Origin of the sequence: Marivita sp. S0852 (genome assembly GCF_046591575.1) — a bacterium.
In the GTDB taxonomy this organism is placed as follows: Bacteria; Pseudomonadota; Alphaproteobacteria; order Rhodobacterales; family Rhodobacteraceae; genus Marivita.
The window spans coordinates 63942-90734 of sequence record NZ_JBIQWA010000007.1 but is presented as its reverse complement, the minus strand read 5'-3'; the positions used below and the strand labels follow the sequence as shown (position 1 = coordinate 90734).

Genomic DNA, 26793 nt, shown 5'->3' with positions numbered 1-26793 from the left:
AGCGCGCGGCAGAGTGGCGATGGATCGCTTGGCCGCTTTTTGCGTGCTTCGCAAATCAGCGAATTCGCGGTAGAATTGCGCAAGTTCGGAAAACGAACACGAGCAGCAGGGTGTAAAATCATGGGTATTCGCGTCATCGCATCGGGATTGATCGTTCTGGGCAGTTGGGCATCAGCGGACGCTGTCAAAGATTCGCCCCGCCCGGTTGTGCGTGCAGATATACAGTCTGATATCGCGCAAGGTTCGCTATCGCTGGTGTCATTGATCGCACCTCAGAAATCTTTGCGTCCGGCGTTACGCCCGTTGATGCCCGCCGCGCCAGCAGATCTTGTACCGGCGAGCGTGCAAGCGGGGTTCGACGACTGGATTCGTGGCTTCAGGACACGGGCGTTGCGTCAGGGGATTGCGGGCGACGTGTTTGACCGCGCATTGAATGGTGCGCGCTATGATGCGGATGTCATTCGACGTGACCGCAACCAGTCAGAGTTCACCAAGACAATCTGGGATTATCTGGACAGTGCCGCGTCGCCCGCGCGGATTCAGAATGGGAAAGACGCGCTTAGAAAAAACGCAGCGGTGCTTGATCGGATCGAGGCAAAATTCGGTGTCGACAAGGATGTGATTGTCGCAATCTGGGGGCTGGAATCGGCCTATGGCACATTCCGCGGGTCCAGCCCGGTGATCGGGTCATTGGCAACACTTGCCTATGACGGACGGCGCGGGGCGTTTTTTGAGGCCGAATTGATGGATGCGCTGCGCATTCTGCAAAGCGGCGATGTCACGCCAAACAACTTGACCGGAAGCTGGGCCGGGGCGATGGGGCATACGCAGTTTATTCCGTCGTCTTATCAGCGCCTTGCGGTTGATTTCACCGGGGATGGAAAACGCGATATCTGGTCAGACGACCCTTCCGACGCGCTGGCCTCAACGGCAAATTACCTGGCCAAGAACGGCTGGGTGAAAGGCGCGCCCTGGGGCGTTGAGGTTCGTATTCCCGACGGTTTTGATTATTTGCTGGCCAGCCGCGAGATCAAGAAAATGCCATCTGACTGGGCCAAGCTGGGTGTCGTCGGTTTGGATGGGACAGCCGTCAACGACTATGGACAAGCCTCGGTGCTGTTGCCTGCCGGTGCGAACGGTGCTGCGTTTTTGATCTTTAAAAACTTCGATGTGATCGAAACCTACAACACGGCGGATGCCTATGTGATTGGCGTTGGCCATCTGAGCGACCGGATCACCGGCGGTGGTCCCATTCAAACAGACTGGCCGCGCGAGGATCGGGCTTTGAGTTTCAAGGAACGCAAAGAGATGCAGCGTCTGCTGACGGCAAAGGGGTTTGACACCAAAAAGATCGACGGCAAAATCGGGCCACTGACGATCAACGCCGTGCGCCGGTTCCAACGTTCGGTCGGTGACAGGCCGGATGGCTACGCCTCATTGCGAATTCTGCAAAAACTGCGGTGATGTGGGTGCAATCCCTGCAATTGTGCTATCGGTCCTGATCGCACCCCTCACCGCGAAAGCAGCTTAGAACCCGGCTTTCGTGTTCGGGCGTCGGGTTTTTATAAGACATACCGCCACAGGGCATGGCCATCATGACAAAGCTGTCGTTTTCGCGTTTCAGGAACGCAAGATACGCGCCCTTCGACGCGCCTCCGCACCATGGCCCGGTGCAGGTGACCCGCAGGACGATGTCACGCTGGAACCGGCGGGTGAACCCTTCTTGGGTCAGGGAATACCCATCAAACCACGCCGGGATGTCGGTTTGCGGGCGCGTTCGGGACTGATCGGTGAAATCCCGTTTCGGCAACGCGGTTTCGTCAAAGACCACATCTCCCTTGACGATGATATAGGCATCTTCTGAGGCGGCCGCACGGTTGAAATCGCGGGCGATGTCGTTTGGCATGCAACTGAGCGCCCAAACGGGCTGCGCCAGCGATAGCGCCAATGCACATATGACCGCCCAACGCGTCACAGATGATCTTTGAACGTTGCGAGCACCCGGTCGTAGACATGGCGTTTGAACGGCACGATATGATTGCTTAGCTGGTCTGGGTCCATCCATTTCCAGCGGCTGAATTCCTGGTGCTCTGTGGCGATATTCACCTGATCATCGCTGCCCAGAAACCGCATGAGGAACCATTTCTGCTCTTGCCCGCGATAGCGCCCTTTCCAAAGCTTGGCGACCAGTTCCAGCGGCAGATCATAGGGAATCCAGTCTTTGGACTCTGCTTCGATCTTTACGAGATTCGAGGTAACGCCGGTTTCCTCCCACAATTCGCGCAACGCTGCGTCGCGCGGGGCTTCGCCTTTGTCGACACCGCCTTGGGGCATCTGCCAGGCCGGGCCGGGATAATCTATGCGCTGACCCACAAAAACGCGCCCATCGCGATTTGCCAGCATGACCCCAACACAGGGACGGTAGGGCAGTTTCGCGATGTCGGCTGGGGTCATTTCTGGGCTTTCCATTGTCTCTTTCGCGACGATCAAAGTCGGTGGCAAAACCCGGTCCGGTCATTGCCCACAGCTTTGTTCGATACACCAAGCGATCACGATTTCAAATGCAAAGAGCATCCTGTCTGACGATGCAACCGGGGAACCCGGAAGCAGGCATGCCTCCGGGTTCGATGCACGCGTCCTTTCGGACACGGTTTAGTCGTCAGACGGCTGCAGCGCTGTCAGACCTTTGAGGATGTCAATGGCATAGGCCAGTTGGTAGTCTTCTTCGCGCAGCGCTGCGGCGGCTTCTGCCTTGGCGCGGTCCGCTTCGATCTGCTGAATCTCGTCTTCCGTCAGACTGTCGTTATCAAGACTGCCGCGCAGGTCTGCTTCGGAACGGTTGAACACGTTTGTGTCCTCGTCCTCTTCTTCTGACACTTCGGGGCGACGCGGCTGTTCAACCACGATATCCGGGGAGACCCCAAGCGACTGAATGGATCGGCCCGATGGTGTATAATACCGTGCAGTTGTCAGACGCATTGCGCCATCGCCGCGCAGCGGCATCACCGTCTGGACGGACCCTTTGCCAAAGCTCTTGGTGCCAACAACAATCGCACGGCGGTGATCCTGCAGCGCACCCGCCACGATTTCAGACGCGGATGCAGAGCCGCCATTGATCAAAACAACGATTGGTTTGCCCTCAGCCAGATCACCGGGTGTCGCATTATAGCGATCCCCGTCTTCCGGCTGGCGACCGCGTGTGCTGACGATCTCGCCTTTTTCGAGGAAGGCGTCACTGACACGGATGGCCTGGTTCAAAAGACCGCCGGGATTGTTGCGCAGATCAAGAACAATGCCTTCGACATTGTCCATGCCACCGGCTGCTTCGATCTGTTCTTGCAGACCTTCTTGCAGGTTTGGATAGGTCTGGTCGTTGAAAGTGGTGACGCGCAGAACAACAGCGTCGCCCTGAAGGCGGGTGCGCACGGCGGTCAGGGTGATCGTGTCGCGAATGATCGACACATCGAACGGTTCGGTTTCGCCTTCGCGCACCACCGTAATGATGATCTCTGATCCGACCGGGCCGCGCATCATGTCAACCGCTTCGTCCAGCGCAAGCCCCAGAACCGAAGACCCATCGACATGGGTTATGAAATCGCCAGCTTCGATGCCGGCGGCATCCGCAGGTGTGCCGTCGATAGGCGAGACGACTTTCACAAAACCGTCTTCCTGCGTCACCTCGATCCCCAGACCGCCGAATTCACCCCGCGTCTGGACGCGCATGTCATCGGCGTCGTTTGGCGACAGATAGCTGGAATGCGGATCAAGTGATGTGAGCATGCCGTCAATGGCGGCTTCGATCAGTTCTCCGGCATCCACCTCTTCGACATATTGGGCGCGGATGCGTTCAAAAATGTCACCAAACAGATCAAGCTGTTCATAGACATTTGTTGATCGCGCGTTTTCCTGTGCAACAAGCGGCCCCACGAATTGGGTTGTGGCGACAATGCCTGCAAGCGTGCCACCCATTGCCGCCATGACAATTTTTTTCATTCGGTCATTCCCTTATCATCTGCAAACCACCCAAGGGGGTCTTCTGGCCTATCGCCGCGTCTGACCTCTATATAGAGCGTTTCAGACAAAGCTGCGCCAGTCCTTTCACCAGATGGTGATAGAATATCGTCAGGTTCTCCAGCCGGGCCACCCATCAGGCCAACCGGGCTGCCTTCGGGCAGCACTTGCCCGGTTTCACCGAACACTTTGTCCAGACCAGCGTACACAAACAGAATTTCAGGTTCGGGTTCCAGGATTGTCACCAGACCGTAGTCAAGTAGCGGCCCGCGGTAGCGGATCGTGGCAGCGGTTGGTGTGGTCACAAGTGCGCGAGGCCGCGTGGCGATCAACACGCCGGGTCGGGTGACGCCTGCCGCGTCGGTTTCCCCGGCGCGGCGCAGAACCTCACCCGCCACAGGCAGCGGCAATTCACCTTTGCGATCCGTCGCAGACGGCAGATCCAGATCTGTCTCGCTTTCGGTGATCTGGCTCAACCCGCTGGCAAAGCCGTCAAGCGTTTCGCTTGCTCCGATCAATATGGCCGTGCGGACGGCATCTTCGGTAAACTTGCGGGGCAAATCAGTGCGGTCTGCCATTGCCTGGCTCAACGCGGTGCGTGCGGTCTGGACATTGGCCAACCCGGTTTGCAGGGTGTTGGTGGCGTCCTGTTGCAACTGTCGCAGAATGGCAGCCTCTTCGACATTGGCGCGCAACCCCGCTGCCGCTTCTGTCAAAGCGGGTGTGACCGACGCCATGAGCAACCCTGCTCGGGCTGCGCCGATCGGGCCGTCCGGATGGACAAAGGTCTGCGGTCCCACTGTCGGCCCAAGCGCCGACAACGCGGCAAGAAGCCTTGTCACTTCACCGTCGCGGGCCTCCAAGATCCGTCGCAATTCCGTTTCCCGGATCGACGCCGCGCGCAGACCGTCCCGCATGGCTGCCAAGCCGGTTTCAAAAGCTTTAACCGCTTCGGTCAGGGCGCGCACACGATCACGCGCTGATTGCGCCGCATCAAGTTTTGCAGTGGCGCTTTCCAATTGCAGCATAGCGGACCGCGCCGCCTCTGCCGGAGACTGGGCGGTCAGCGGTACGGTCATCGCCAAACAGAACAAGAACGCCAGACGTATCATGTCTGAATCAGGCTCTGGCCGGTCATCTCGGCCGGTTTGGGCAGCTGCATGAGTTCAAGCAACGTTGGTGCAAGATCGGCCAACCGCCCCGGCCGCAGCGTTGCACCCTCTGGCCCACCATAAAGCACTACCGGAACAAGATTGGTTGTGTGCGCTGTGTGCGGCCCGCCGGTATCGGGATCGACCATTGTTTCGCAATTGCCGTGGTCTGCGGTGACAATCATCGCGCCCCCGGCCGCCTTGACGGCCTCAAGCACCTCGCCCAACCCGGCGTCCACCGCTTCGCAGGCCTTGATCGCCGCATCAAGATCACCGGTATGGCCCACCATATCGGGGTTGGCGTAATTGGTAACGATCAGGTCATAGCCTGCCTTGACGGCGGCCACGAATTTCCGGGTCACGTCTTCCGATGACATTTCAGGCTGCAAATCATAGGTGGCGACATCCGGGCTTTTGGGCATAAACCGGTCCTCGCCCTGTTCCGGGGTCTCTTGGCCGCCGTTCAGAAAGAACGTCACATGAGGGTATTTTTCGGTCTCCGCCAGCCGGAATTGGGTCTTGCCATGTTTGGCGACCCATGCACCGAGGGTATTTTTGATCTCTTGCTTGGGATAGGCTGTTGTCATGTACGCGTTATGGGACCGGGAATAATCGACCATACCCAAAAGGCCGGAAAGATCGGCTTTGGTCCGGTCAAAGCCGTTAAAATCCGGGTCGCCAATGGCCGACAAGATTTCCCGCGCGCGGTCGGCACGGAAATTGAGGCAGAAAAAACCGTCACCTTTTTGCAGCCCGGCGTAGTCACCGATGACATGTGGTTCGATAAATTCGTCATTCTGATCATTGGCATACGCGTGTTCAATCGCCTGCACAGCGCTCTCGGCGGACGCCCCCTGCCCCTTGATCATCGCGTTATAAGCGCGCTCGATGCGATCCCAACGAGTGTCGCGATCCATGGCGAAGTAGCGGCCAATCACCGTGCCGATTTTGGCAGTGTCCGGCAGGGTCTGTGTCAAATCCTGCATGAACCCCTTGGCCGAGGTTGGTGCAACGTCGCGCCCATCGGTGATCGCGTGCACGATGACCGGGACGCCCTGATCCGTCAGGGCTTTTACAGCGGCCTTGATGTGGCGGATATGCCCGTGCACACCACCATCCGAGACAACGCCCATCAGATGCGCCGTTCCATTCCGGGCTTTCACTGCCTTGGCAAAATCAAGGATTGCGGCATTTTCAAAGAAACTGCCGTCTTCGATCGCAAGATCAATCTGCCCCAGATCCATCGCCACAACGCGACCGGCACCAATATTGGTGTGGCCCACTTCGGAATTGCCCATCTGTCCGCTGGGCAGACCGACATCCGGCCCATGTGTTATCAGCGTGGCGTTCGGACAGGTCGCCATAAGGTGATCCATGGTCGGCGTATTGGCCAGTTTCGGCGCGTTCGCAGCAGCGTCGTCGCGCAGCCCCCAGCCGTCAAGAATGGTCAGGACAACGGGTTTGGGGATTGTCATATGTTTTGCCCTCTGCTCGGGGATGTGGTGTGTGCGTCATATATCGAAGACGCGGGCGTGACCACCTCCGAGGAACGGCGCGGCGGCCTGCCGCTTTGGCGGCCGACATTATGCCTGAAACAACCGCCATCCCGACAGCCATCTTGTGACGGTCGTGATCGCACACAGGGTCGCAAACGCATAGGCCAGCCACCAAAATGCGGATGGAAACAGACACATCGCGACGAACACTGCAATGGTCTCGGTGCCTTCGGTCAGTCCACCAAGGTAGTAGATGCCTTTGGTCGGGTACTGATCCGAGGTGATGCCACGTTTTTCAGCGATGATGGAAAACGCAAGAAAGCTTGATCCTGTGCCAATGAAGCTGGAGATCAGAATGGCAGCAGGCAGCGCGTTTGCCGCGGGATCATGCATCGCGAAGCCCAGGGGAAACAGCCCGTAGATCATGAAATCCAAAGCAATATCCAGGAACGCACCCCGATCCGTTGGCTGGGTCAGGCGCGCAACGGACCCGTCCAGACCATCTGCAAGACGGTTCAGGGCAAGACATAGAAGAGCCAGACCAAATGCGCCGAATGCCGCAGCACAGACGCCCGCCAGCCCGATTGCAAACCCAAGCAGCGTGATCTGATCCGCGCTGACGCCGCGCGCCACCAAGAGGCGCGCAGGACGGTCAAGGGCACGTTTGACGAAAGGTAGGATGGTGGCGTCGATCATGGCAGGCTGTCCGGGGCAACGTTGCAAAACGCATTAGCGGGCGGTGTTGGCGGCGTATACTGAAATCTTGCACACCTGTTTGTCATTTGACCGCGGCGCGGTATCGCTGATGTTTACCACCATCACCCAAGGCCAGGTGCCTGTAAGACCAAGGAACCCCAATTCATGCGTTCACTTTTCGCTGCCACGCTTGCCACGTTTACCGCAGTCGCGGCCACGGCTGACCCTGATCCGTCCAATTGGGACGCCGTCACAGAAGAGGCACGCGGCCAGACGGTGTATTGGAACGCCTGGGGCGGGTCCGACACGATCAACAGCTTTATCGCGTGGATCGGAACGCGGGTTGCCGAAGAGTACGACGTGACGCTTGAGCATGTGAAATTGTCGGACACGGCCGACGCGGTCAGCCGCGTTGTGGCCGAAAAATCTGCTGGCAAAGACGCGGGCGGCGCGGTCGACATGATCTGGATCAACGGCGAAAACTTTGCCGCGATGAAACGGCAGGACCTGCTGTTTGGTCCGTGGGTCGAACAGTTGCCAAGCTGGGCCAATGTGGATGTTGCGGGCAAGCCTGCCGTGATCTCGGATTTCACCGTGCCGACCGACGGGCTGGAAGCCCCGTGGGGTATGGCGCAAGTGGTGTTCTATTACGACACCGCGCGGCTGGACACGCCGCCCACCACAATGGCGGCTTTGGCAGAGTTTGCAGCCGCCAATCCGGGGCGGTTTACCTATCCGCAGCCTCCGAATTTTCTGGGCGGGACGTTTTTGAAACAGGCCTTGATTGAATTCGTTCCAGAGCCTTCTGTTTTGCAATCCCCCGTCGACGCGGCGGACTATGACGCAGCGACAGCTGATCTTTGGGCGTTCCTTGACGGGCTGACGCCAAACCTATGGCGGTCGGGTCGGGCCTATCCGCAAAATGAATCGCGCCAGATTCAGTTGATGGCGGACGGTGAAATTGATCTCGCGATCAGTTTTAACCCCAATGAGGCCAGCAACGCGATTGCGAATTTTGAATTGCAGGACACAGTCCGCACCTATGTGATGGACGCAGGCAGCATCGGCAATGCCAGCTTTGTGGCCATTCCGTATAACGCCAACGCCAAAGCCGGGGCGATGGTGGTGGCGAATTTCATCATGTCCCCCGAGGCGCAGGCGTTGATGCAAGACCCGAATGTCTGGGGTTTGGGAACGGTGCTTGATCTGGCCAAACTGTCAGAAGCCGATCGCGCGCGTTTCGATGCCTTGGAACTGGGTGTTGCGACACTGGCACCGGACGCTCTGGGCAAAACCCTGCCAGAGCCGCACCCCAGCTGGATGGTCAAGCTGGAAGAAGATTGGACCGAACGATACGGGATTGCGCAATAGGCGTTCCGCATGGTGTCCTGTGACAGCTCTGCCAGACGGGGCCGGCTGTTGCCATGGGCTCCGCTTCTGACGGTTGCAATCATGGTCGGTCCAGTTGCTGCAGGTGTGCTGGGCACGCTGGCACCGGCCTTTGGGTTTTTGCCCGCATTGGGGGGGACAGAGGTCACGCTGGACGCGTTTCGGATGTTGTTCGACTGGCCCGGTCTTTCCCGAGCAAGTTTGCTAAGCCTCAGCACCGGGCTTGTCGCGACGGTGCTGTCCTTGATGATCGTGGCCATGATCTGTGCCGCCTGGAGCGGGTCAGCGGCGTTCAGATTGATCGAACGCGCCTTGTCGCCGCTGCTTTCGGTGCCCCATGCCGCAGCGGCGTTTGGGTTGGCCTTCCTGATTGCGCCGTCCGGATGGATCGCGCGGGCCGGATCGCCGTGGCTTACCGGTTGGGACCGCCCGCCTGATATCTTGATTTTGCAAGACCCAAACGGGCTTTCCCTGATCGCGGGGCTGGTGGTTAAGGAAGTGCCCTTCTTGCTGCTTATGACCCTGGCGGCCCTGTCCCAGATCAGAACAGCACAGGCCCGCGACACAGCAATGGCGCTTGGCTATGCGCCGGTGTCAGGCTGGTTCAAAACGGTGTTCCCACGCGTCTATTCGCAAATCCGATTGCCGGTTTACGCGGTGCTGGCGTTCTCAATGACGGTGATTGATGTGGCGCTGATCCTTGGACCAACGACACCACCAACCCTTGCAGTACAGATTTTGCGATGGATGAATGACCCTGAACTGAGCTTACGGTTTCTGGCCTCTGCCGCAGCTGTTTGGCAGCTGGCTTTGGTGATTGCGGCGTTGGTGCTGTGGCGCATAGGAGAGCATATTGTTGCCCGGATTGGACATCGCTGGGTCGCGTCTGGCACGCGCGGCGGGGCCACGCGCATAGTGCGCGCCATATCGCTGGCCGCTGCTCTGTTAAGCGGGTCTGCGGTGTTTTTCGGCTTGTTTGGATTGCTAATTTGGTCCTTTGCCGGGTTTTGGAGCTTTCCGGAGGTGCTGCCCGACGGGTTTACACCCCGAACATGGATGCGCCACGCGACGGGGCTATGGCCGATCATCAGCGAAACGCTGATCATTGCAAGCGTCGCTACGTTGGTCGCCCTTTTGCTCACGCTGGCCTGTCTCGAAGCCGAGGAACGTCACGGGTTAAAGCCGGGCGCACGGGCGCTTTGGCTTCTTTATGTGCCGTTGATCGTGCCACAGATCGCGTTTCTGACCGGGTTGCAGACGCTTGCCATTTTCACCGGGCTGGATGGCAATCGCACCGCAGTGATTGCGGTGCATACGATTTTTGTTTTGCCGTATGTGTTTTTGTCGCTGGCCGATCCGTTCCGCGCATGGGACGCCCGATTTGGATATGTTGCGCGCGCGCTGGGGGCGTCTTGTGATGGGGTGTTGTGGCGTGTTCGTCTGCCCATGCTGTTGCGCCCCATCCTGACCGCAGCGGCGGTGGGGTTCGCGGTGTCAATCGGACAGTTTTTGCCAACCCTGCTTGCCGGTGCAGGACGGGTTCAGACATTGACCACAGAAGCGGTCGCCCTGGCATCCGGCGGAGACAGGCGGGTGATTTCGGTCTATGCCCTGACACAGACGGCGGCGGCGTTTTTGCCGTTTGCGCTTGCCGTTTTTGTACCTGCAATCGTGTGGCGCAATCGCAAAGGGCTTCGTCATGTCTAAGGCCGGATTGACGCTGCAAGACATCAAAATTCGCCGCAATGGTCGCACATTGGTTGATGTCTCGGGTCACATCAATCCCGGTGAGGTTCTGACCGTGATGGGACCAAGTGGGTCGGGCAAGTCGACGCTGTTGGCCTATATCATCGGCACGTTGGACAGCGGGTTCGACGCACAGGGACGGGTGATTCTGAACGGCACGGATATCACCGAACATGCCCCGGAGCGGCGACGCGTCGGGATCTTGTTTCAGGACGAATTGTTGTTTCCCCATCTGTCGGTTGGGGAAAATCTGGCATTCGGACTGCGGGCGACGGTCAAGGGGCGGGCAAACCGGGCAAAGCAGATTGATGCGGCATTGGACGATATTGGACTAAGTGGGTTTGCCAATCGAGATCCGGAAACCCTGTCTGGTGGGCAAAAAGCGCGTGTGGCTTTGATGCGGATGTTGTTGTCTGATCCCAAAGCGTTGCTTTTGGACGAACCGTTTTCACGGCTCGACACCGAACGGCGGGGGTTGATCAGGACATTGGTGTTTGATCAGGCCCGCGCGAAAGGATTGCCGGTTCTGTTGGTCACCCACGATCACGCCGACGCATCGGCCGCAAATGGACCCGTACATGTCCTGGAGTGACCGGTCAGCCTCGTTTGGTTTGTCGATCCCGGGCCGGCTCTGCGCGTTGCCTGAGCGCGTGGACGATTTCGGTAGGCAGGATGGCAAAGCATTTCGCGTATCGCGGGATTAAACGCGCAGGTTGGGACAGCGCGCGCCACAACCATTCCATCGCAATCGCCCTCACCCATGCGGGCGCACGCACCTGAGAGCCGGAAAAGAAATCAAGTCCGGCCCCGATGGATACAAATCCAACGGACTTGAGTGTCCTTCGCCCATACGCTGCGAACAATTCCTGTTTCGGCGCGCCCAGCGCAAGAAACGCCAGGTCGGCATTGGCCTGCTGTAACGCGTCAAGAACGTCATCCGCACTTTGGCCAAAAGGATCAAACCCCATTTCAGGGGCAATCGTCGCCACCACCCGCGTTCCGGGCACGGTTGTCTCAAGATGGGTTTTGGCGCGCTGCAATGTGTCAGCCGTGCTGCCCACAAGCGCGATGGTTTTTCCGTGATCCGCCGCAATGCGGCTCAGCGGCAGGATGGCGTCCGATCCGGGGATCAGGTCAACCGGTCGGCCTGCCACTTTCGACATCCAGACAATGGGATTGCCGTCAGCAACCACCAGATCCTGTGTCGCATAGGCCTCGCGAAACCGCGCGTCGGTGCGAAGCTTGACCAGATGATCCAGATTAAGGGTCGCCAAAGAAAACCCCTCGCCGTTTTGCAGGCGGGTGGTGACATGACGCGTCAGCGCGGCCCAATCCGGCACGTTTACAGACACATCAAACGCGTTGCCCCAAAAGCGCATCTTCAGCTCCTTTGTGATCGTTGAGGGGTGGCGTATCCGGGTCATAGGGCCAAAACGGGGCAAGAGCGCTGCAAATTCAAGACATGTTACAATGGTTCCGAATGCGACACATGAGATATTTCAGTTTTGTCGAATTATGACCATTATTGTTTGATCTAAGACGCCGCGAAACCCCGAGACGAAACCGAGAGCAGATCGTGACACAGCCGACCACCTGTCTGATCCCCAGCAGCTGCTGGGGTGGCTCCTGTTTGGGAGATGCAACATGACAGGTGTGGTGTCGATCATTGGATGTGGCTTTGTCGCCGACCTTTATATGCGATCTTTGAAGGCGATGGACGGCATTCAGGTGGCCGGGGTCTATGACCATGACGCGGCGCGATTGACGCAGTTCTGTGCGCATTGGGGCGTTTCAAAGGTGTCTTCGCTCCAGGCGCTTCTTGATCAGCATCCGCGCGATGGCATCGTGTTGAACCTGACAAATCCATCGGCACATTTTGATATTAACACGGCCTGTCTGTCGGCGGGATGTCATACCTATTCGGAAAAACCGCTTGCTATGACTTTGGCCGACGCCAAGACCCTGCATCAGCAGGCCAAGGCCGCGGATCTGATGCTGGCCTCTGCGCCGTGCAGTGTTTTGGGTGAAGCGGCGCAAACGCTGGGACATGCGCTTCGCACCAACATCGCAGGTACGCCGCGCGTGATCTATGCAGAGCTGGATGACGGGTTCGTCCCACAGGCGGCGTATAAAAAGTGGGTGTCAGACACCGGGGCCCCCTGGCCGTTTGAAGACGAATTTCGGGTGGGCTGTACGCTGGAACATGCGGGCTATTACCTTGGCTGGCTGATTGCGTGGTTCGGGACTGTGCGGAGCGTTGTCGCAGCCTCGGCTGAGACGGTGCCGGACAAGGAAGGGACCGGACCGTTTGCTCCGGATGTGTCGGTTGCCACGCTGTTCTTTGAAAACGGCCCCATGACGCGGCTGACCTGCTCGATTGTTGCGCCACATAACCATCAGATCCGGATCATCGGCGACAAAGGTGTGTTGGCCTGTCGGGCGGCCTGGGACAATTCCGCCAAGGTGACCTTTGCCAAGCGGATAACAGTGCGGCGTAGATTGATGGAATCGCCTTTTCCAAAGCGGATCAAACTGGCGCAACCAACGCACCCAAAAGTGGCGCGTTGGGGGGCTGCCGCGATGAATTTCTGCCTTGGACCTGCCGAAATGCTGGACGCGCTGCGCGAGGAGCGTCCCTCAAGGATGTCGAACGACTTTGCACTCCACATGACCGAAGTCACCCTGGCGATTCAGAACGCGGGCGACAGGTCTGGCGCACAGATCATGACCACGCGCTGTGATCCAATGGAGCCGATGCCGTGGGCGAAGTGAAGCGTATCCTATTGACCGGGGCGTCCGGCTTTATTGGACGCGCCACGCTCCGGGCCGCCCTGAACGCGGGATTGGAGGTGGTGGCGGTTCAACGCAGCACGGGCAAGCCACAGGCGGGCGTGACCTTTGTGACCGCAGATCTGACCAAAGAGGACGCGGTTGATCAGCTTGCCGCCGCATTGGACGGCTGTGACGCAGTTATTCATCTTGCGGCGGCGATGTCCGGTGATCCGGATGATCACAAAAACCTGACGCTTGGCGGCACAGAGCGGGTGCTTGCGGCAATGGCGCAAACCGGGGTCGGACATATGACACTGGCCAGCACTATTGCCGTGTTTGACGCCATTCAGGTGCCCATCGGGGATGCCCTGACAGATGACTGCCCGTTGGAAAACCCGGCCTTGTCGCGCGACGCTTATTCCGGTGCGAAAGTACGGCAAGAAACCCTGGCGCGTTCGGCGGGGCTGGACAGTCTGGCGATTGTGCGACCGGGGATTGTGTATGACACCGATCACGTCTGGAACGCGCATTTGGGTGTGGCTGTGGGGCCGATCCTGTTTCGGATCGGGGACGACAGCCCATTGCCAATGTGTCATGTTGATCGCTGTGCCGCCGGGCTGGTTCAGGCAACCTTGAGCCGATCAACAGAAACCGGCGTGATCCTTGATCCGGAATTGCCCTCGCGCAGAGATACCATTGCCGCATTGAAAAAAAAGGGCTGGCCAGCGGTCACTATACCTTTGCCCTGGAAGGCGGTTTGGTCCGCTGCGCGTGTGCTTAGGCCGATTTCCGGCAAGATGCCTGGGGTATTGCGCGAAAATGTGCTGAGGCAGCGCATGTTGCCGATGGGGTATCGGTTCGCCGCGCTATCCTATGAAAACAGCCTTCCAAATCCGGCTCCTGATTGGGGAGGCGACATATGACCCTTCCGAAACTGGCTTACCTCACCGGTGAATATCCCCGCGCAAGCGACACCTTTATCCAGCGCGAGGTCGCCCATTTGCGGCGTTTGGGGCATGAGGTTCTGACCTGCTCGATCAGAACGACCGGTGCCGAACATCTGGTTGGCCCCGAACAGCGGGATGAACACACGCGCACGTTCAAAGTGATTGATGCGGCAAAACATCCGGGAACCTTGATCAAGGCGCATGTCACATGGATGAAGACGCCGCGCCGATATCTCTCGGCTTTGGCTCTTGCCTGGAGCACTGCGCCCAAGGGCATCAAAGGACGGCTCTACAATCTGATCTACTTTATTGAGGCTGGTGTGCTTGCTCACAAGCTGGACCAGGAAGGCGTCACACATCTGCACAATCATATCGCCAAGGCATCCTGTACGGTTGCGATGCTGGCAGGGGCGTTGTCGGGCATTCGGTGGAGTTTTACGATACACGGGCCTGACATCTTTTTCGAGCCGCACCATTGGAGGATCGACGAAAAGGCCGCGCGCGCATCGTTTGTGTCTTGCATTAGTCATTTCTGCCGATCTCAGCTTATGTGCTTTGCCGACGCAAAGCATTGGCCGCGCTTTCACATCGTGCATTGCGGCGTGGACCCGTCACGCTATGCCGCTCAGCCCGATCATACAGGGCAACGTGCGCTGTTTGTTGGGCGATTGGCGGCGGTTAAAGGTGTGCCGATTCTGGTCGATGCGGTGGCGCGTCTGGCAAACACCCATCCTGATCTCGATTTGCGGTTGGTTGGCGACGGACCGGACCGCGAAACACTGGAAAAAGAGGTCGCGAAACGGGGGTTACAGGACCGTGTGACCTTTTTGGGATATCGGTCGCAGGCAGAAGTCGCCGAGGAATTGGCGCAAGCGGACGTGTTTGTCCTGCCCAGTTTTGCCGAAGGTGTGCCGGTTGTGTTGATGGAAGCCATGGCGGCACAGGTTCCCGTTGTCACCACGCGGATCGCCGGTGTGCCCGAGCTGGTCGAGGATGGTGTCAGTGGACGCGTTGTTCCGCCGGGCGACACCGACGCGTTTATCGCCGCGTTAGAGGATATGTTGCGGGACGCAACACAGCGCCAGACATTTGGCGCGGCCGGACGACGCAAGGTGCTGCAGGAGTATGATGCGGCAACCGAGGCCCGGTGGCTGTCCCATTTGTTTAGCGCCTATGCCACAGATACCCCCAAGCCCGGTTTGCGGCCTGATCCGGAGTTGGCCGAATGACGGTTGATGTGGTGCTGATCGGACGCAACGAAGGGGTGCGGTTGGTCAATTCGCTGGCATCGGTCATGCCACAGGCGCGGCGGGTGGTTTACGTGGATAGCGGGTCGTCCGATGAGAGCGTTGCGAATGCACAAAAAGCCGGTGCCGAGGTGGTCAATCTGGATATGTCCGTGCCGTTCACCGCAGCCCGCGCGCGCAATGCGGGCTTTGACGCCCTGAACGCTTTGGGTCCGCCTGCGCGGGCGGTGCAATTTCTTGACGGCGATTGCACCATGGCCGATGGGTGGCTGGCCAAGGGCTTGGCCCGGTTGCAACTTCATGAAGATTTGGGGCTGATCACCGGACAAGCCGCAGAAATGCGGCGCGACGCGACCGTATATAACCAGATGTTCGATGTTGAATGGAAACGCCCTGCCGGAGAGATTTTGGCCTGTAGCGGCAATATGATGGTGCGCACCCGCGCCTTTGAGGATGTAGGTGGCTTTGATCCGACTGTGATTGCGGCCGAGGATGACGAGTTTTGCACACGGTTGCGCAAAGCAGGTTGGCGGCTGGAACGGATCGCACAGGATATGGCGCGGCATGACGCAAACATGACCCGATTTTCGCAATGGTGGAAACGCGCAGAGCGCACCGGTCACGGGTTTGCACAAGTTGGTCATCTGCACCCCGATTATTTTGTGCGTGAACGACACCGCGCTTGGGTCTATGGGGCGATCCTGCCGGGTATCGCGGTGATCGGGGCGATTGTGTGGACCGGTGTGCCGCTTCTGGTTCTGGGTGTTTACGGCATGTCTTACGCTCGAACGGCAAAGGGATTGCTGGCTGATGGTTTGCCCCGGACGGAGGCACTGCATCACGCGGTTTATCTCACCTTGTCCAAGTTTCCGAATGTGATCGGTATGTTGCGCTATCACTGGCGGCGACTGACCCAGGCGCAAATGCGCATTATCGAATACAAATAAAGGGTTCGCATATGGCGTCTTCCAAAATTCGTGTTGGCCTGATCGGGGCCGGATATATAGCCAGCTGGCATGCGGATGCGTTGCGCGCCACGGATGGGGTAGAGATCACTGCGGTTTGTGACCCATCCGAAGCGGCGGCCAAAGCCTTGGCAGACGGGCTTGGCGTTCAAAGGTTTCGCGATGTCACCGAGTTGATCGACGCTGGTCTGTGTGATGCAGTGCACATTCTGACACCCCCCCATCTGCATCATTCTATTGCCCTGCAATGTCTGCGTGGGGGATTGCATGTGCTGGTCGAGAAACCGGTTTCGACATCGGCTGCGGAAACTGCCGAGATAGAGGCTGCCGCACAGGAACACGGGGTGCGCTTTCACGCGGGCCACAATTTCATGGGCCTGCCGTCCTATGGCCGCCTGAAAACCATGCTCGAAAAAGGTGACTTGGGTCGGGTTTCAATCGCCGAGGTGCATTGGTGCCTGCCGCTTGCGCCATTGCGCTCGGGCCCCTTTGGCATTTGGCTGTTGCGCGAACCCAAAAATCTGCTGCTTGAGCTGGGCCCGCATCTGATGGGGTTTATTGTCGATCTGTTTGGCACGCCGGATATTCAGTCCGTCAAGCTTTCAAAGCCCATTGATCTGCCGGGCGAGGATACACGCCATCAGGCCTGGCGTATCATGGCAAAGGTCGGGGCGGTGGATGTGACGCTGACCATTTCGATGGTCGAAACGATTGATGACAGGTCGCTGACGCTGCGTGGATCGTCGGGGCGGGCGCGATTGGATTTTGCGTCTGATACGTTGGTCATAGAGCGGGAAAACGCATCTGATCTTGTTCTGAATCCCCTGCGCAAGCAATTGGATCTCAGCTGGCAGCATCTGCGCGAGGGCATTGGCAACGCGGTTACGCAAGTGGCCTCTCTCAATCGCAAATCCGCCTACGCACTCAGCTTTCAAGGCATGAGTGCGGCCATCTATGGACCATTGCGCAAGAACACCCCTGCTGATCCCCGCTTTTCGGGGCAAAGCGCCGTCGCGGTGATGACGGCGCTGGACCATGTGTTGAAGCAGCTTCCCGCTGACACTCTTGCGGCGGCTAAACCAAAGGCCAAAACGCGCGATCCAAAACCAACGGCGATGGTCATTGGCGGCACCGGTTTCATCGGGCGCGCGTTGACGCGGGCTTTGGTGGCGAAAGGTCAGGATGTGCGCGTTCTGAGCCGTGGACGTCATGGACCGTTTCCCGACCTTCCTGATCAGGTCGAAACGGTTGGAGTGTCGCTTTACGACAAGGCAGCGCTGGTCAAGGCGATGCAGGGAATTGATGTTGTTTATAACCTTGCCCGGTCACTGGAGGGAACTTGGGACGACGCGCTAGAGCATGACGTGGGCGTCGCTGTTCGGATCGCCGAAGCGTGTCAGGAGGCGGGTGTGTCGCGCCTTGTCTATACCGGGACCATCGCCAGCTACGATATGTCGACACCGACCCAAAAGATCACCGAGGATACCGCCTTCCCGAAGGACATGACCGATCGCAACATGTATGCCCGGTCCAAGGCAGAGTGCGAAAGACGGCTGCTGGACATGCACCGGCGTGACGGCTTGCCATTGGTCATTGCGCGACCGGGCATTGTGGTTGGTCACGGCGGGCCTTTGCAGCATTGGGGAATCGGCCGTTGGCATGGGGCAGGCGCGGTTCGGATTTGGGGAAGCGGGCTGAATATTCTGCCTTTTGTGTTGATCGACGATGTCGCCGAGGGTCTGATCCTGATGGGGGATCATCCCGACGCGGTCGGTCAAAGCTACAATCTTGTTGGCGAGCCGATGCTAAGCGCACAGGGATATTTCGACGCAATTCATACAACGCTGGGCGCGCGCATTCGGGTGAGCACGGGAAACCTGACGATGTTCTGGGCGGCGGATGCCGTGAAACATGCGCTCAAAGTCTATGCATTGCGCCGTCGCGGTTTAACGCGCCCGTCCTTGGCCGATTGGAAAAGCCGCGCCCATCTTTCTCCGTTCGTGAACACCAAACCGAAGGCAGACCTTGGCTGGAGACCCGAGCCGGACAAGACGCGTTTTATTGATAAGGCGGTCGCCAAAGCCAATCTTTTTGGGTTCTGACTGGCAGCTATTTGCCTGCCTTGATCAACAATCCCCTCAAATCGGACGTATTCTTGACAGATTGCACTGCGATAGACACGGGGCGTGGATGTGTGTGCGCCCAGTGCTTATGTGAATGCAGGACGATGTCGGGATGTGGGGCTGAATTATGACAGAACAGCCAAAATTTCAGCGCCGAAAACGGCGCAAAGCCGAGGTTGCCGCACCTCAAAAGAAAACCGACATCCGCACCAAAGGTGACGCGTCGCGGGATCTTCGCCTCAAGAAGCTTCTTGAAGAGAAAGAAGCACTGTTGCAGCGTAAAGCCGAACTTGAAACGGCACGCCTGCGCGCAGAGGTTGCTGCGGCAGAGGCGGTTGCACAGACGGCAAAACCAAAGGAACCGTCTGCGGAGCCCGTTCCCGCTCAACCGGCTGGGCCTGTAACAACCCGCGCGGTCGATACGCCCGCAAAACCCAAGACACCGCTTGTTCTGGGCAAGGCTCCTGAATCGAAAAAGACTGCGCCTGCACCTGCGCCCTATGATCCAGAACAGGCGTGGCAAAAGCTGGATAGATTTGAACTGAACCCGCAGAAACTGGCCAAACATAATGTGATAACGGCGCTTCGGGATGATCTTTCGCATACGCGGTTCGACATCCTTCGGACCCGGATGTTGCAAGCTTTGGCTGAAAACGGCTGGCGGCGCGTTGCGATCACATCGCCAACGAAAAACTGCGGGAAAACATTTACCGCCGCCAATTTAGCGATCAGCCTGTCACGGCAGGAAAACTGCAAAGCGGTCCTTCTCGACCTTGATATGCGCAACCCCAGTCTACACAAAATTTTTAGCGTGCAAGATCCCGGTGTAATTGGCGATATGCTACGCGATGATATCGCGCCGGACCATCATCTTCAGGGCTTCGCCAGCAACGACATTTCTGCCGGCTCTCATGTGGCAATAGGATTTAACGGGTTAACCGAACCCTACGCTGCCGAATTGTTGCAAGACCCGTCGACAGACCGTGTCCTGCAGGAGATTGAAACAACCTTCCAACCCGATGTGATGCTGTTCGATCTGCCGCCCGCCTTGTTGAATGATGACGTTCTGGCGATGCGTCCACATATCGACGCCTTGTTGATTGTTGCCGCTGGCGGAATGACCCGGGCCAAGGACATCAAGGAAACAGAGCGTCGCCTTGGCGATAAAATTCCGCTTCTTGGTGTGGTCCTGAACAAAGCCGAGGATGTCGAGGCGACAGATTACGCCTACTAGCCGTTGCGCTGGGCAATATTGAGGCTGGCCCAGTCAGCAAGAGGTTTCGCGATCAGCGCGATTGCCCCCAAAATCAGGGCCGCAACAACCCCCAAACCGAATTTTAATCCCTGCCCTTTACCCTTTCCTTTGGTTGGAGGCGGTGAATGGGTGTTCAATACCGGTACGGAAATCACGGGGCGCACCCCGAGCGCGCGTTCCATTTGCGACGCGGTCCGAATTGGAGGGTTCAGCATCTCAAGCGCAAAGGCCACGCCGGTGGCAACGACGAGGCTTACCACGGCCCCAAGCATCGCCACTGATCTTTTGCTGCGAGAGGTGGCATAGACCGGGGCGATGGCGCGTTCCAACACTTCGAAACGGGCCAGTTGCCGCTGTTCTTCGAGGCTTTGGCTCATTTCTGCATCCGCTTTGCGGCGGGAAATGACGGTGAATTGTTCATTCAACTGCGCCAGATCGCGCTCAAGCGCCACCAATTCGCGTTCGACTGTGGGCGCGCGCGCCAAAAGGCCATTGATCTCAACGATGCGATCTTCAATCAGGTCAATCTGGTTCTCCAACACGTTGACCTGACGTTCCAACGCATCCGCCCGTGTGCGGCGGCTGTTTGTCTCAAGTGCCAAGATTTGTTGACGCAGTGATATCAACGTCCCGTTCAGCGTGGTCAATTCCCCCTGAAGCACCGTTATATTGGCGGGCAGCACCTCGGCATTGGCAGTTTTGAAATCTGCAATTTCGGCCTCTGCTGCGATGATGGACTCGCGAATTTGCGCCTCTTCGCTGATAAAAAAATCAAGCTCGAACTGGGCGCGATCGACACTTCGAATGCGCGCTTCTTCCAAAACCCGGTCCAGAAGATTATTGGCCACAGCTGCGGCCGTTTCCGGATCATTCAGATGAACATATATCACCATGCCCGACACTGTCTGGTTCGGCTGCCAGGCCTCGCCAGAGAGAATCGCCTCGATCAAAACAGAGTCGCGCATGGCGTTCACACGTTCGGTTGGCGTCATGCTTGGGTCGTCGGCGAACAGATCATAGGTATCCATGATCTCAGTCAGTGTTCCGCGGGACATTACGCGTTGTTCGATCAAGCGGACGGTGCGGCTCGCATCAAGGCTGGAGCGAGTCGCAGGCGGCGCGCCGATCGTGGAGGTGGTTCCAGTGACCTGCGCATCTTCGATCTGAACAACCGCAATAGCGGTGTAGACCGGCTGTTTCATCAACGCGACACCAACCGATATCACGCAGCCAAGCAACGTGAGTAGAATGATCAGACCCATCCGCCGTTTGAGCGCGGACAGGACTTCGGAAAACGACTGAAAATACAACATGTTTTCAGCTCCAGCCTAAGGCTTGCGCCCGATGCGTGACGCGGGCAAGATCATCAGTATGCGCCAACAATTGGCCTTAATTTAGCCAAATTTCCTTAATTTTACCAATGCTAAGCGCAGCGTGATTGGAAACAACGTGTTTCCGTTGCGGCGTGTTACTGCCTGGCAAGCCCGGTGACAGGCAATGACGTGACAACATCCCAAACTGTGGTTTGCATCAACAAGGCCAGTTCATCTGACGGGGCGGTTGCCTGACGTCCATCTGCCCGTTTTAACTGCTTCGGCAAACCGACAGGAGAGCGGTGATAAAGCACCGCGTAATGTGTCAAAGCCACCAGATACGCACCCAGGTCATTCAGGTGGATCGGGTCCAATGACCCGTCGTCCAGCCGCGCAAACAGATCGTTGCGCGATGTCATCCCATTGATGCCGCCGGAGGCGTCTACCCGCCTGACCAGATTGGCCATCACACGCCCGGCCGGGATAACATAGATCGGCGGATTGCCTGCGTCGTTGGCCATGGCTTGCGCCAGAAGCACCCCCTCCCAATAGCGGGCGGGATCTGTGTCTAACCTATTCAGCCAGCCTTGGGGATCGTTCAGATCATGCCAAGTTTCATAAAGATAAACACGGATGTCCGGGCGCGCCTGTCTTGCTGCCGCGGCCCATTTCTCTAGGTACTCAGGCGAGGAAAAATAGTCGATCGCTGCCTCGATTTCGACCATTTCCGTAAGCACAAATGCATCATATGCCCCGCTCGCCAGAGCGGTTTTTGCACCTTGATAATGATCGTGGTTGTTTTCCACTGCGAACCCCTGGATTTCAACATCCGGTTCCCAATGCGCCTGCAGTGGCGTGCCCCACCCCAGTTGAGACGCATATGTGTGATTGGCAAGTTGCGCCAGCATCGCAGGCATATCCCGCCCGACCAAAGAGTGCCCAAGATGGAAGACAGTCAACGGTCCCTCCGGCGGGGGCAACGGCGTTGCATATGCCTCGGCCAGCTCTTCGGGCGACAACGCCTTTGGTTTTTGCGCAAGCGTCCAGCCGGTTGCACCCAGCCCGACAATCGCCAGCGCCGCAAGAAGGGTTTTGCGCATACCCATCAGGACGCTTTCCGACGCGCGCGCATTTCACGTCGACGTGACATGGCGTTGGCCCGTTGTTGCGCGCGATCCGTTGCATCCTGAGAGGGGGCGGCTTTTGTCTGCGGCCCCGCCGACACATGAGCGCCGCCAAGCCCGGCAATCCGGTCCGCCAACGCCTCAAGTTTCGGGAACTGGAAAATGTCCGTAATGGACAGCCCGGCAATTTCCAACCGGTCTCGCAGCAGGCGATGGGTTTGAACGGCAAGCAATGAATGTCCGCCCAGATCAAAGAAATTGTCATCCGGTCCAATCTTGCCGATGCCAAGAACTTCTGTCCAAATGCGTGCAATACGCGCCTGCAAGTTTGCATCGGCCTTGCTGCCGTCCCGCGGAACGGAAACAATTGCTGGCCGGGGAGAGCGGGTCAGAGCCTTGGTCGGCGCAGGAAGCGCTTTGCGGTCGATCTTTTGGTTCGGCGTGACAGGGAAACGATCAAGCGTCACGTAATGCGCCGGGATCATATAATCCGGCAAATGGTCCGAAAGGTGGGCGCGCAGGGCTTGCGGGTCGATGTCCTTGTTTTTGGTCAGATATCCCACCAAACGCACATCTCCGGGTGTGTCTTCGCGGGCCAGAACGACGGCGTTTGTGATTCCCGGAAAGGCCTGCATGTTGCTTTCGATTTCGCCCAATTCAATACGAAATCCCCGCAATTTGACCTGCTGATCCGTACGGCCAAGGAAATTCAGTTTCCCGTCCGGACGACGCTGAACCAAGTCTCCTGTTCGGTACATTCGGCCAGAGGCAAAGGGGTTAGCGCGATATCTGTCGTCGGTCAGTGCCTGATGATTGCAATAGCCGCGTGTAAGCCCGTCTCCGCCGATCCAAAGCTCGCCCTCCTCGCCGATTCCCAATGGTGCAAGTGCGTCATCCAGAACATAGAGCTGTGTGTTGGCAATGGGTGATCCGATGTTCACCGTGGTTTCATCTGGCTGTGCCTGCTCTGTCGAGGACCAGATCGTTGTTTCCGTCGGGCCATACATATTGGTAATCTTCGCAGGCGTCGCGGTTTGCAATTCGGCCACCAATGCCCCCGGCAAGGGTTCTCCACCAAGGAATATGTGCTTCAGCCCCTTAAGCTGTGCGCGGGCGTCGTCATCCATCGCGATCATACGCGCCATCGACGGCGTACACTGCAAATGCGTGACCTTGTAACGGGACAGCATCGCCGCGATCGAGTGGTCCTGATCTTCATGCTCTGAACGGGGTGCTGATTTTCGGACAACCTCTGCCAGCGGTTTCAACCCTTCCAACACCTGATCCGTCGAGATCCCATAATCAATCAGGCAGGCAATTTCGGACACGCCAATGGCCTTGAGTTGATCCACGCGATCCAGCGCATCTTGCGGAGTTCCAAACAGACCGGACTCGTTGAAGTAGCGTTCAAAGGCAAAATCCAGGATGCCTTCAAGATCATCCTCGCTCAGATCGCCAAGGTTCAAGTCAAAGGCGTTTTTCACGCCTTCCGGCTTTTTGAACGCCGGAAATGCCCATGCATATTGTTTGATCAACCCGGCCGCAGAGCGCAGGTAGTCTTTCATCGGTTCGCGCGCAATTTCGCGGGCTTCCTCGCGCGTTTGGGCAAGAAACGTGTGCAGCATCAAGGTAACCTGGAACTCTTCGGGATTGTGTCCCGCGTCGCGCAAGGCGCGCCGGTACAGGCCGATCTTTTCCGCCACCTCATCAATGGATTGCCCCAACAGATGCGTCAGGACATGCGCACCGTTCAAACCGGCCTCGCGCCATGTATCGGGGTTACCAGCGGTAGTGACCCAGATCGGCAGCTCTTTGGACACCGGGCGTGGCTGGGTGACCACCTCGTGCATCTGGCCATCCTTGCGCGGGAACGCGACCGGTTCTCCGCGCCAGAGTTTTCGCACTTGATCAATGGCATCAAACATCGCCGGTTTGTTGTCGGGGGGCGTATTTTCAGGCCGCAGGACAAAATCGTCCGGCTGCCAGCCGCTGGCAATGGCCAGCCCCGCCCGACCATTGGTAAGATTGTCGATAACCGCCCATTCTTCGGCAATTCGGGCCGGATGATGAAGCGGCGCGACGCAGCTGCCCGCCCGAACACCAATTTGTTTGGTCACACCTGCCACCGCAGCACCCGTCACAGACGGGTTGGGATACGGCCCTCCAAATGCATGGAAATGGCGTTCCGGGGTCCAGACCGCGCAAAAGCCGTTTTCGTCGGCAAATTTGGCACCTTCAAGCAAAAGCTTATATTTGTCGCGCCCGACCCCATCATCGTTGCCCCAGTAATAAATGGAAAAATCCATACCATTAGATGCGGTGCGCGCGGCACCGCCCGAGATCACACCGCGCTGGCTGGTGCTGGGCAAAACAACCTTGATGCCTCTGGCCATTGTATAGAACAATTCCAGCACGGATATATCAAAGCTGAGACTGGTCACCGCAAGCCACGCCGCATCCTTGCGATCAGGCACCACCGCATCCATTCCGGTATAGAAATTCAGGACATTGCGATGTTCGATCATGACCCCTTTGGGCACACCGGTAGATCCGGATGTATAGATCACATAGGCCAGATGGTCTTGCGTTGTGTGTGACACCGGGTTCGTGCAATCCGCGTTGGCAAGACGCGGCTCTTCATCAATGACCAGGACAGACGCCGTTGTTCTGGGCAGATCGTCCAACAGGTTGCGTTGCGTGAGGACAATAGGCGCTTTGCTGTCGGAAAGGTAATGCGACAGACGATCTGCAGGATAGTCCGGATCAAGCGGCAGGTAAGCCCCGCCCGCCTTGAGGATGCCCAGGGCACCGGCGATCAAATCGGGATCACGGGCACAATGCAGGCCGACAATCGTGTCCGGCCCCACCCCCATGTCGCGCAAAGAATGGGCGATACGATTGGCGTGGTCGTTCAGGCTCGCGTAGGTGATCTGGGACGTTTCATGTACCAGCGCGACCGCGTCGGGCGTCTGGGCCACCTGGGCTTCGAATGCGGCATGCATAGTTTGATCGGGATCGTATTGTGCGCGTGTCTGATTGAACCCCTCAATTACATCGCGGCGTTCGCCCGGTGGCAAATGATCCACGTCCTGCGGCGGCTTTCGATCGCTCAGCTGATCGGCGATCCAGCGGAGGCGGCGGATCAGGACGTCAGCGAAAGTCGATGTCAGCTGACCCGTGTCGATATGTGCAATGACCCTATCACAGTCGTTTTCCAACGTCAGAGCAACGCCCGGGATGGGCCCAGCACCGTTAGACAGGCCAAGGGCAGGAGCCGAAGGCGCACGCATTTCGGGGTCACGCACCGCGATGTCGCTGGCGATGCCCGACGGAATGTCAGGCATGGTTGATTGATGCGGCGACAAAGATACCGGGACCCACGGGAGGATCACGCCAAGATCCGCCCCTGCGGAAAGGCTGTTGTCAGAAAATGCCACCATCGTGCGATGGTCGCCTGACAACCGGTCGGCCAAGACAGCCAGCGCTGGTACAAGAAAATCGCCGGAGATGTCCGTTTCCACGCGCTCGATATTGACGTGCCCTTTTGACAGGAACGGCAGGCCGAGAGGCGTAAAATTGGCCAATACCGTCCGCCAATAGGCATCCTTGGGTGCGGTGGACTTGATCACATCTGAGAGTGTCTTGCGGGTGTCGGAAGACAGGTTTGGCAGCACCTGACCAAGCGACATATGGCGCGACGGGTCGAGCGGTGTTGTGTCGGACGCCTTGAGATTGCTCAGTTTCAAAGCTGCATCAGAAAAGGCGACAGTGACGCTCTGATCGTCGACATCAATCACGGTTCCCGGAGCCGCATTGCTCGTGACACTCTGCGCTTGGCCAACATGGATCACGCCATTTTCTGTCCAGAGCTTGGCCGTAGATAACGGGTTCCAATATGGGCCATGATCCATCGCCCGGATCAAGCGGAGTGCATCCTGCGCGGAACGATCAAAGCATAGAATACCGTTGGCGTCGGGACGATCGGCCAGAGCGTGGTAGGTTCGTTTCAAGCTGTCCTGCACTCTGCGGTTCGGTGCTTTGGACGACAGTTCATTCAGAAGGTCGGGAAAACTCAGAACACCGGCTTCGTAACATTTGGTATTCAGCGTAAGAGCGGTGTCTTCACCGGAAATATCAAAGCTGCGCTGCACAAGGATATCACCGGTATCAATGCCCTCTTGCACCAGATGCCACGTTATCCCGTGACGGGTTTCCCCCTCGAGCAACGCCCAGACAGGGGCATTCAGTCCCGCATGACGGGGCAATGGGCCATCGTGAAAATTGACCACACCCTCGCGCGCGCATCGGAGAACATTGGAGGGCAGAAGTTTCAAATTGGCAATGCTCAGAATCCAATCAACAGACGCCCCGGACAGGCGCGCCCCAAGGTCAGGCCCGTGTGGCTCTACCCGGATGTTACGCGCGCGGGCCCAGTCCCTGATGGATGCGTTGTCTGTGACGAAAACCGAAATGCCGTGCCCATGGGCCAGAAGCGTTTCGGCGCAATGCTGTGTCAGGCTTTCGTCGCCGATGAGGATGCTGTCGAATACGGTCATAA

At 58.0% G+C, this 26793-nt stretch carries 20 protein-coding genes; 10 read left to right on the top strand and 10 right to left on the bottom strand.

Features of this window, described 5'->3' with window-relative positions; all coding sequences use genetic code 11:
• The first annotated feature begins 120 nt into the window (after nt 1–120).
• Complete coding sequence (locus tag ACG74X_RS15545; RefSeq protein ID WP_411236019.1) at nt 121–1464, top strand: lytic murein transglycosylase; 1344 nt, start codon at nt 121–123, stop codon at nt 1462–1464.
• 25 nt (nt 1465–1489) lie between these two features.
• On the opposite strand, the gene ACG74X_RS15540 is transcribed toward ACG74X_RS15545, so the two are convergent.
• From ACG74X_RS15540 to ACG74X_RS15515, 6 genes are all read right to left on the bottom strand, one after another.
• Complete coding sequence (locus ACG74X_RS15540; RefSeq protein ID WP_411236018.1) at nt 1490–1906, bottom strand: hypothetical protein; 417 nt, start codon at nt 1904–1906, stop codon at nt 1490–1492.
• A gap of 65 nt (nt 1907–1971) precedes the next feature.
• Nucleotides 1972–2454, bottom strand: coding sequence for an RNA pyrophosphohydrolase (locus tag ACG74X_RS15535; RefSeq protein ID WP_411236017.1), 483 nt, complete (start codon nt 2452–2454; stop codon nt 1972–1974).
• Between the two features lie 198 nt (nt 2455–2652).
• Nucleotides 2653–3993 (bottom strand): S41 family peptidase, encoded by a 1341-nt coding sequence (locus ACG74X_RS15530; protein WP_411236016.1) that lies wholly within the window; start codon nt 3991–3993, stop codon nt 2653–2655.
• Nucleotides 3990–5123, bottom strand: a complete 1134-nt coding sequence (locus ACG74X_RS15525; protein WP_411236015.1) for a murein hydrolase activator EnvC family protein — start codon at nt 5121–5123, stop codon at nt 3990–3992. Before ACG74X_RS15525 ends, ACG74X_RS15530 begins: the two co-directional genes overlap by 4 nt.
• Nucleotides 5120–6637, bottom strand: coding sequence for a 2,3-bisphosphoglycerate-independent phosphoglycerate mutase (gene gpmI, locus ACG74X_RS15520; protein WP_411236014.1), 1518 nt, complete (start codon nt 6635–6637; stop codon nt 5120–5122). Before gpmI ends, ACG74X_RS15525 begins: the two co-directional genes overlap by 4 nt.
• A gap of 108 nt (nt 6638–6745) precedes the next feature.
• A complete protein-coding gene (locus ACG74X_RS15515; RefSeq protein ID WP_411236013.1) occupies nt 6746–7354 on the bottom strand; it encodes a CDP-alcohol phosphatidyltransferase family protein in 609 nt (202 codons plus the stop codon).
• Nucleotides 7355–7519: 165 nt separating this feature from the next.
• On the opposite strand from ACG74X_RS15515, the gene ACG74X_RS15510 reads away from it, so the two are divergent.
• The 3 genes from ACG74X_RS15510 to ACG74X_RS15500 all read left to right on the top strand — a co-directional run bounded on the left by ACG74X_RS15510 (nt 7520) and on the right by ACG74X_RS15500 (nt 11081).
• Nucleotides 7520–8725 carry an ABC transporter substrate-binding protein gene (locus ACG74X_RS15510; protein ID WP_411236012.1) on the top strand — a complete coding sequence of 402 codons (1206 nt, stop codon included), beginning with the start codon at nt 7520–7522 and terminating at the stop codon, nt 8723–8725.
• An 81-nt stretch (nt 8726–8806) separates the two neighbouring features.
• On the top strand, nt 8807–10450 hold the full coding sequence (locus ACG74X_RS15505) for an ABC transporter permease (protein WP_411236011.1): 1644 nt from the start codon (nt 8807–8809) through the stop codon (nt 10448–10450).
• Nucleotides 10443–11081, top strand: coding sequence for an ATP-binding cassette domain-containing protein (locus ACG74X_RS15500; protein WP_411236010.1), 639 nt, complete (start codon nt 10443–10445; stop codon nt 11079–11081). Before ACG74X_RS15505 ends, ACG74X_RS15500 begins: the two co-directional genes overlap by 8 nt.
• Nucleotides 11082–11085: 4 nt before the next feature.
• On the opposite strand, the gene ACG74X_RS15495 is transcribed toward ACG74X_RS15500, so the two are convergent.
• On the bottom strand, nt 11086–11868 hold the full coding sequence (locus tag ACG74X_RS15495) for a WecB/TagA/CpsF family glycosyltransferase (RefSeq protein ID WP_411236009.1): 783 nt from the start codon (nt 11866–11868) through the stop codon (nt 11086–11088).
• 265 nt (nt 11869–12133) lie between these two features.
• On the opposite strand from ACG74X_RS15495, the gene ACG74X_RS15490 reads away from it, so the two are divergent.
• From ACG74X_RS15490 to ACG74X_RS15465, 6 genes are all read left to right on the top strand, one after another.
• Complete coding sequence (locus tag ACG74X_RS15490; RefSeq protein ID WP_411236008.1) at nt 12134–13261, top strand: Gfo/Idh/MocA family protein; 1128 nt, start codon at nt 12134–12136, stop codon at nt 13259–13261.
• Entirely contained in the window at nt 13249–14184 is a 936-nt protein-coding gene (locus ACG74X_RS15485; protein ID WP_411236007.1) for an NAD-dependent epimerase/dehydratase family protein, read from the top strand. The genes ACG74X_RS15490 and ACG74X_RS15485 overlap by 13 nt, the downstream gene beginning before the upstream one ends.
• Complete coding sequence (locus tag ACG74X_RS15480) at nt 14181–15437, top strand: glycosyltransferase (RefSeq protein WP_411236005.1); 1257 nt, start codon at nt 14181–14183, stop codon at nt 15435–15437. Before ACG74X_RS15485 ends, ACG74X_RS15480 begins: the two co-directional genes overlap by 4 nt.
• Nucleotides 15434–16402, top strand: coding sequence for a glycosyltransferase (locus tag ACG74X_RS15475; RefSeq protein ID WP_411236003.1), 969 nt, complete (start codon nt 15434–15436; stop codon nt 16400–16402). The genes ACG74X_RS15480 and ACG74X_RS15475 overlap by 4 nt, the downstream gene beginning before the upstream one ends.
• 11 nt (nt 16403–16413) lie before the next feature.
• Nucleotides 16414–18522: an NAD-dependent epimerase/dehydratase family protein gene (locus ACG74X_RS15470; protein ID WP_411236002.1), complete on the top strand. Its 2109-nt coding sequence runs from the start codon at nt 16414–16416 to the stop codon at nt 18520–18522.
• Between the two features lie 148 nt (nt 18523–18670).
• On the top strand, nt 18671–19777 hold the full coding sequence (locus ACG74X_RS15465; protein ID WP_411236001.1) for a CpsD/CapB family tyrosine-protein kinase: 1107 nt from the start codon (nt 18671–18673) through the stop codon (nt 19775–19777).
• On the opposite strand, the gene ACG74X_RS15460 is transcribed toward ACG74X_RS15465, so the two are convergent.
• The 3 genes from ACG74X_RS15460 to ACG74X_RS15450 form a co-directional block, all read right to left on the bottom strand.
• Entirely contained in the window at nt 19774–21111 is a 1338-nt protein-coding gene (locus ACG74X_RS15460; protein ID WP_411235999.1) for a Wzz/FepE/Etk N-terminal domain-containing protein, read from the bottom strand. The two genes, ACG74X_RS15465 and ACG74X_RS15460, sit on opposite strands and share 4 nt — an antisense overlap.
• A gap of 155 nt (nt 21112–21266) precedes the next feature.
• Nucleotides 21267–22217, bottom strand: coding sequence for a hypothetical protein (locus ACG74X_RS15455; protein ID WP_411235998.1), 951 nt, complete (start codon nt 22215–22217; stop codon nt 21267–21269).
• On the bottom strand, nt 22217–26791 hold the full coding sequence (locus tag ACG74X_RS15450; RefSeq protein ID WP_411235997.1) for a MupA/Atu3671 family FMN-dependent luciferase-like monooxygenase: 4575 nt from the start codon (nt 26789–26791) through the stop codon (nt 22217–22219). Before ACG74X_RS15450 ends, ACG74X_RS15455 begins: the two co-directional genes overlap by 1 nt.
• Between the last annotated feature and the right edge of the window lie 2 nt (nt 26792–26793).

Excerpts from the sequence above, each read along its gene's own strand:
- ACG74X_RS15545 (WP_411236019.1), top strand. The coding sequence starts at position 121 with ATGGGTATTCGCGTCATCGCATCGGGATTGATCGTTCTGGGCAGTTGG.
- ACG74X_RS15540 (WP_411236018.1), bottom strand. The coding sequence starts at position 1,906 with ATGCCAAACGACATCGCCCGCGATTTCAACCGTGCGGCCGCCTCAGAA.
- ACG74X_RS15535 (WP_411236017.1), bottom strand. The coding sequence starts at position 2,454 with ATGACCCCAGCCGACATCGCGAAACTGCCCTACCGTCCCTGTGTTGGG.
- ACG74X_RS15530 (WP_411236016.1), bottom strand. The coding sequence starts at position 3,993 with ATGAAAAAAATTGTCATGGCGGCAATGGGTGGCACGCTTGCAGGCATT.
- ACG74X_RS15525 (WP_411236015.1), bottom strand. The coding sequence starts at position 5,123 with ATGATACGTCTGGCGTTCTTGTTCTGTTTGGCGATGACCGTACCGCTG.
- gpmI (WP_411236014.1), bottom strand. The coding sequence starts at position 6,637 with ATGACAATCCCCAAACCCGTTGTCCTGACCATTCTTGACGGCTGGGGG.
- ACG74X_RS15515 (WP_411236013.1), bottom strand. The coding sequence starts at position 7,354 with ATGATCGACGCCACCATCCTACCTTTCGTCAAACGTGCCCTTGACCGT.
- ACG74X_RS15510 (WP_411236012.1), top strand. The coding sequence starts at position 7,520 with ATGCGTTCACTTTTCGCTGCCACGCTTGCCACGTTTACCGCAGTCGCG.
- ACG74X_RS15505 (WP_411236011.1), top strand. The coding sequence starts at position 8,807 with ATGGTCGGTCCAGTTGCTGCAGGTGTGCTGGGCACGCTGGCACCGGCC.
- ACG74X_RS15500 (WP_411236010.1), top strand. The coding sequence starts at position 10,443 with ATGTCTAAGGCCGGATTGACGCTGCAAGACATCAAAATTCGCCGCAAT.
- ACG74X_RS15495 (WP_411236009.1), bottom strand. The coding sequence starts at position 11,868 with ATGCGCTTTTGGGGCAACGCGTTTGATGTGTCTGTAAACGTGCCGGAT.
- ACG74X_RS15490 (WP_411236008.1), top strand. The coding sequence starts at position 12,134 with ATGACAGGTGTGGTGTCGATCATTGGATGTGGCTTTGTCGCCGACCTT.
- ACG74X_RS15480 (WP_411236005.1), top strand. The coding sequence starts at position 14,181 with ATGACCCTTCCGAAACTGGCTTACCTCACCGGTGAATATCCCCGCGCA.
- ACG74X_RS15475 (WP_411236003.1), top strand. The coding sequence starts at position 15,434 with ATGACGGTTGATGTGGTGCTGATCGGACGCAACGAAGGGGTGCGGTTG.
- ACG74X_RS15470 (WP_411236002.1), top strand. The coding sequence starts at position 16,414 with ATGGCGTCTTCCAAAATTCGTGTTGGCCTGATCGGGGCCGGATATATA.
- ACG74X_RS15465 (WP_411236001.1), top strand. The coding sequence starts at position 18,671 with ATGACAGAACAGCCAAAATTTCAGCGCCGAAAACGGCGCAAAGCCGAG.
- ACG74X_RS15460 (WP_411235999.1), bottom strand. The coding sequence starts at position 21,111 with ATGTTGTATTTTCAGTCGTTTTCCGAAGTCCTGTCCGCGCTCAAACGG.
- ACG74X_RS15455 (WP_411235998.1), bottom strand. The coding sequence starts at position 22,217 with ATGGGTATGCGCAAAACCCTTCTTGCGGCGCTGGCGATTGTCGGGCTG.
- ACG74X_RS15450 (WP_411235997.1), bottom strand. The coding sequence starts at position 26,791 with ATGACCGTATTCGACAGCATCCTCATCGGCGACGAAAGCCTGACACAG.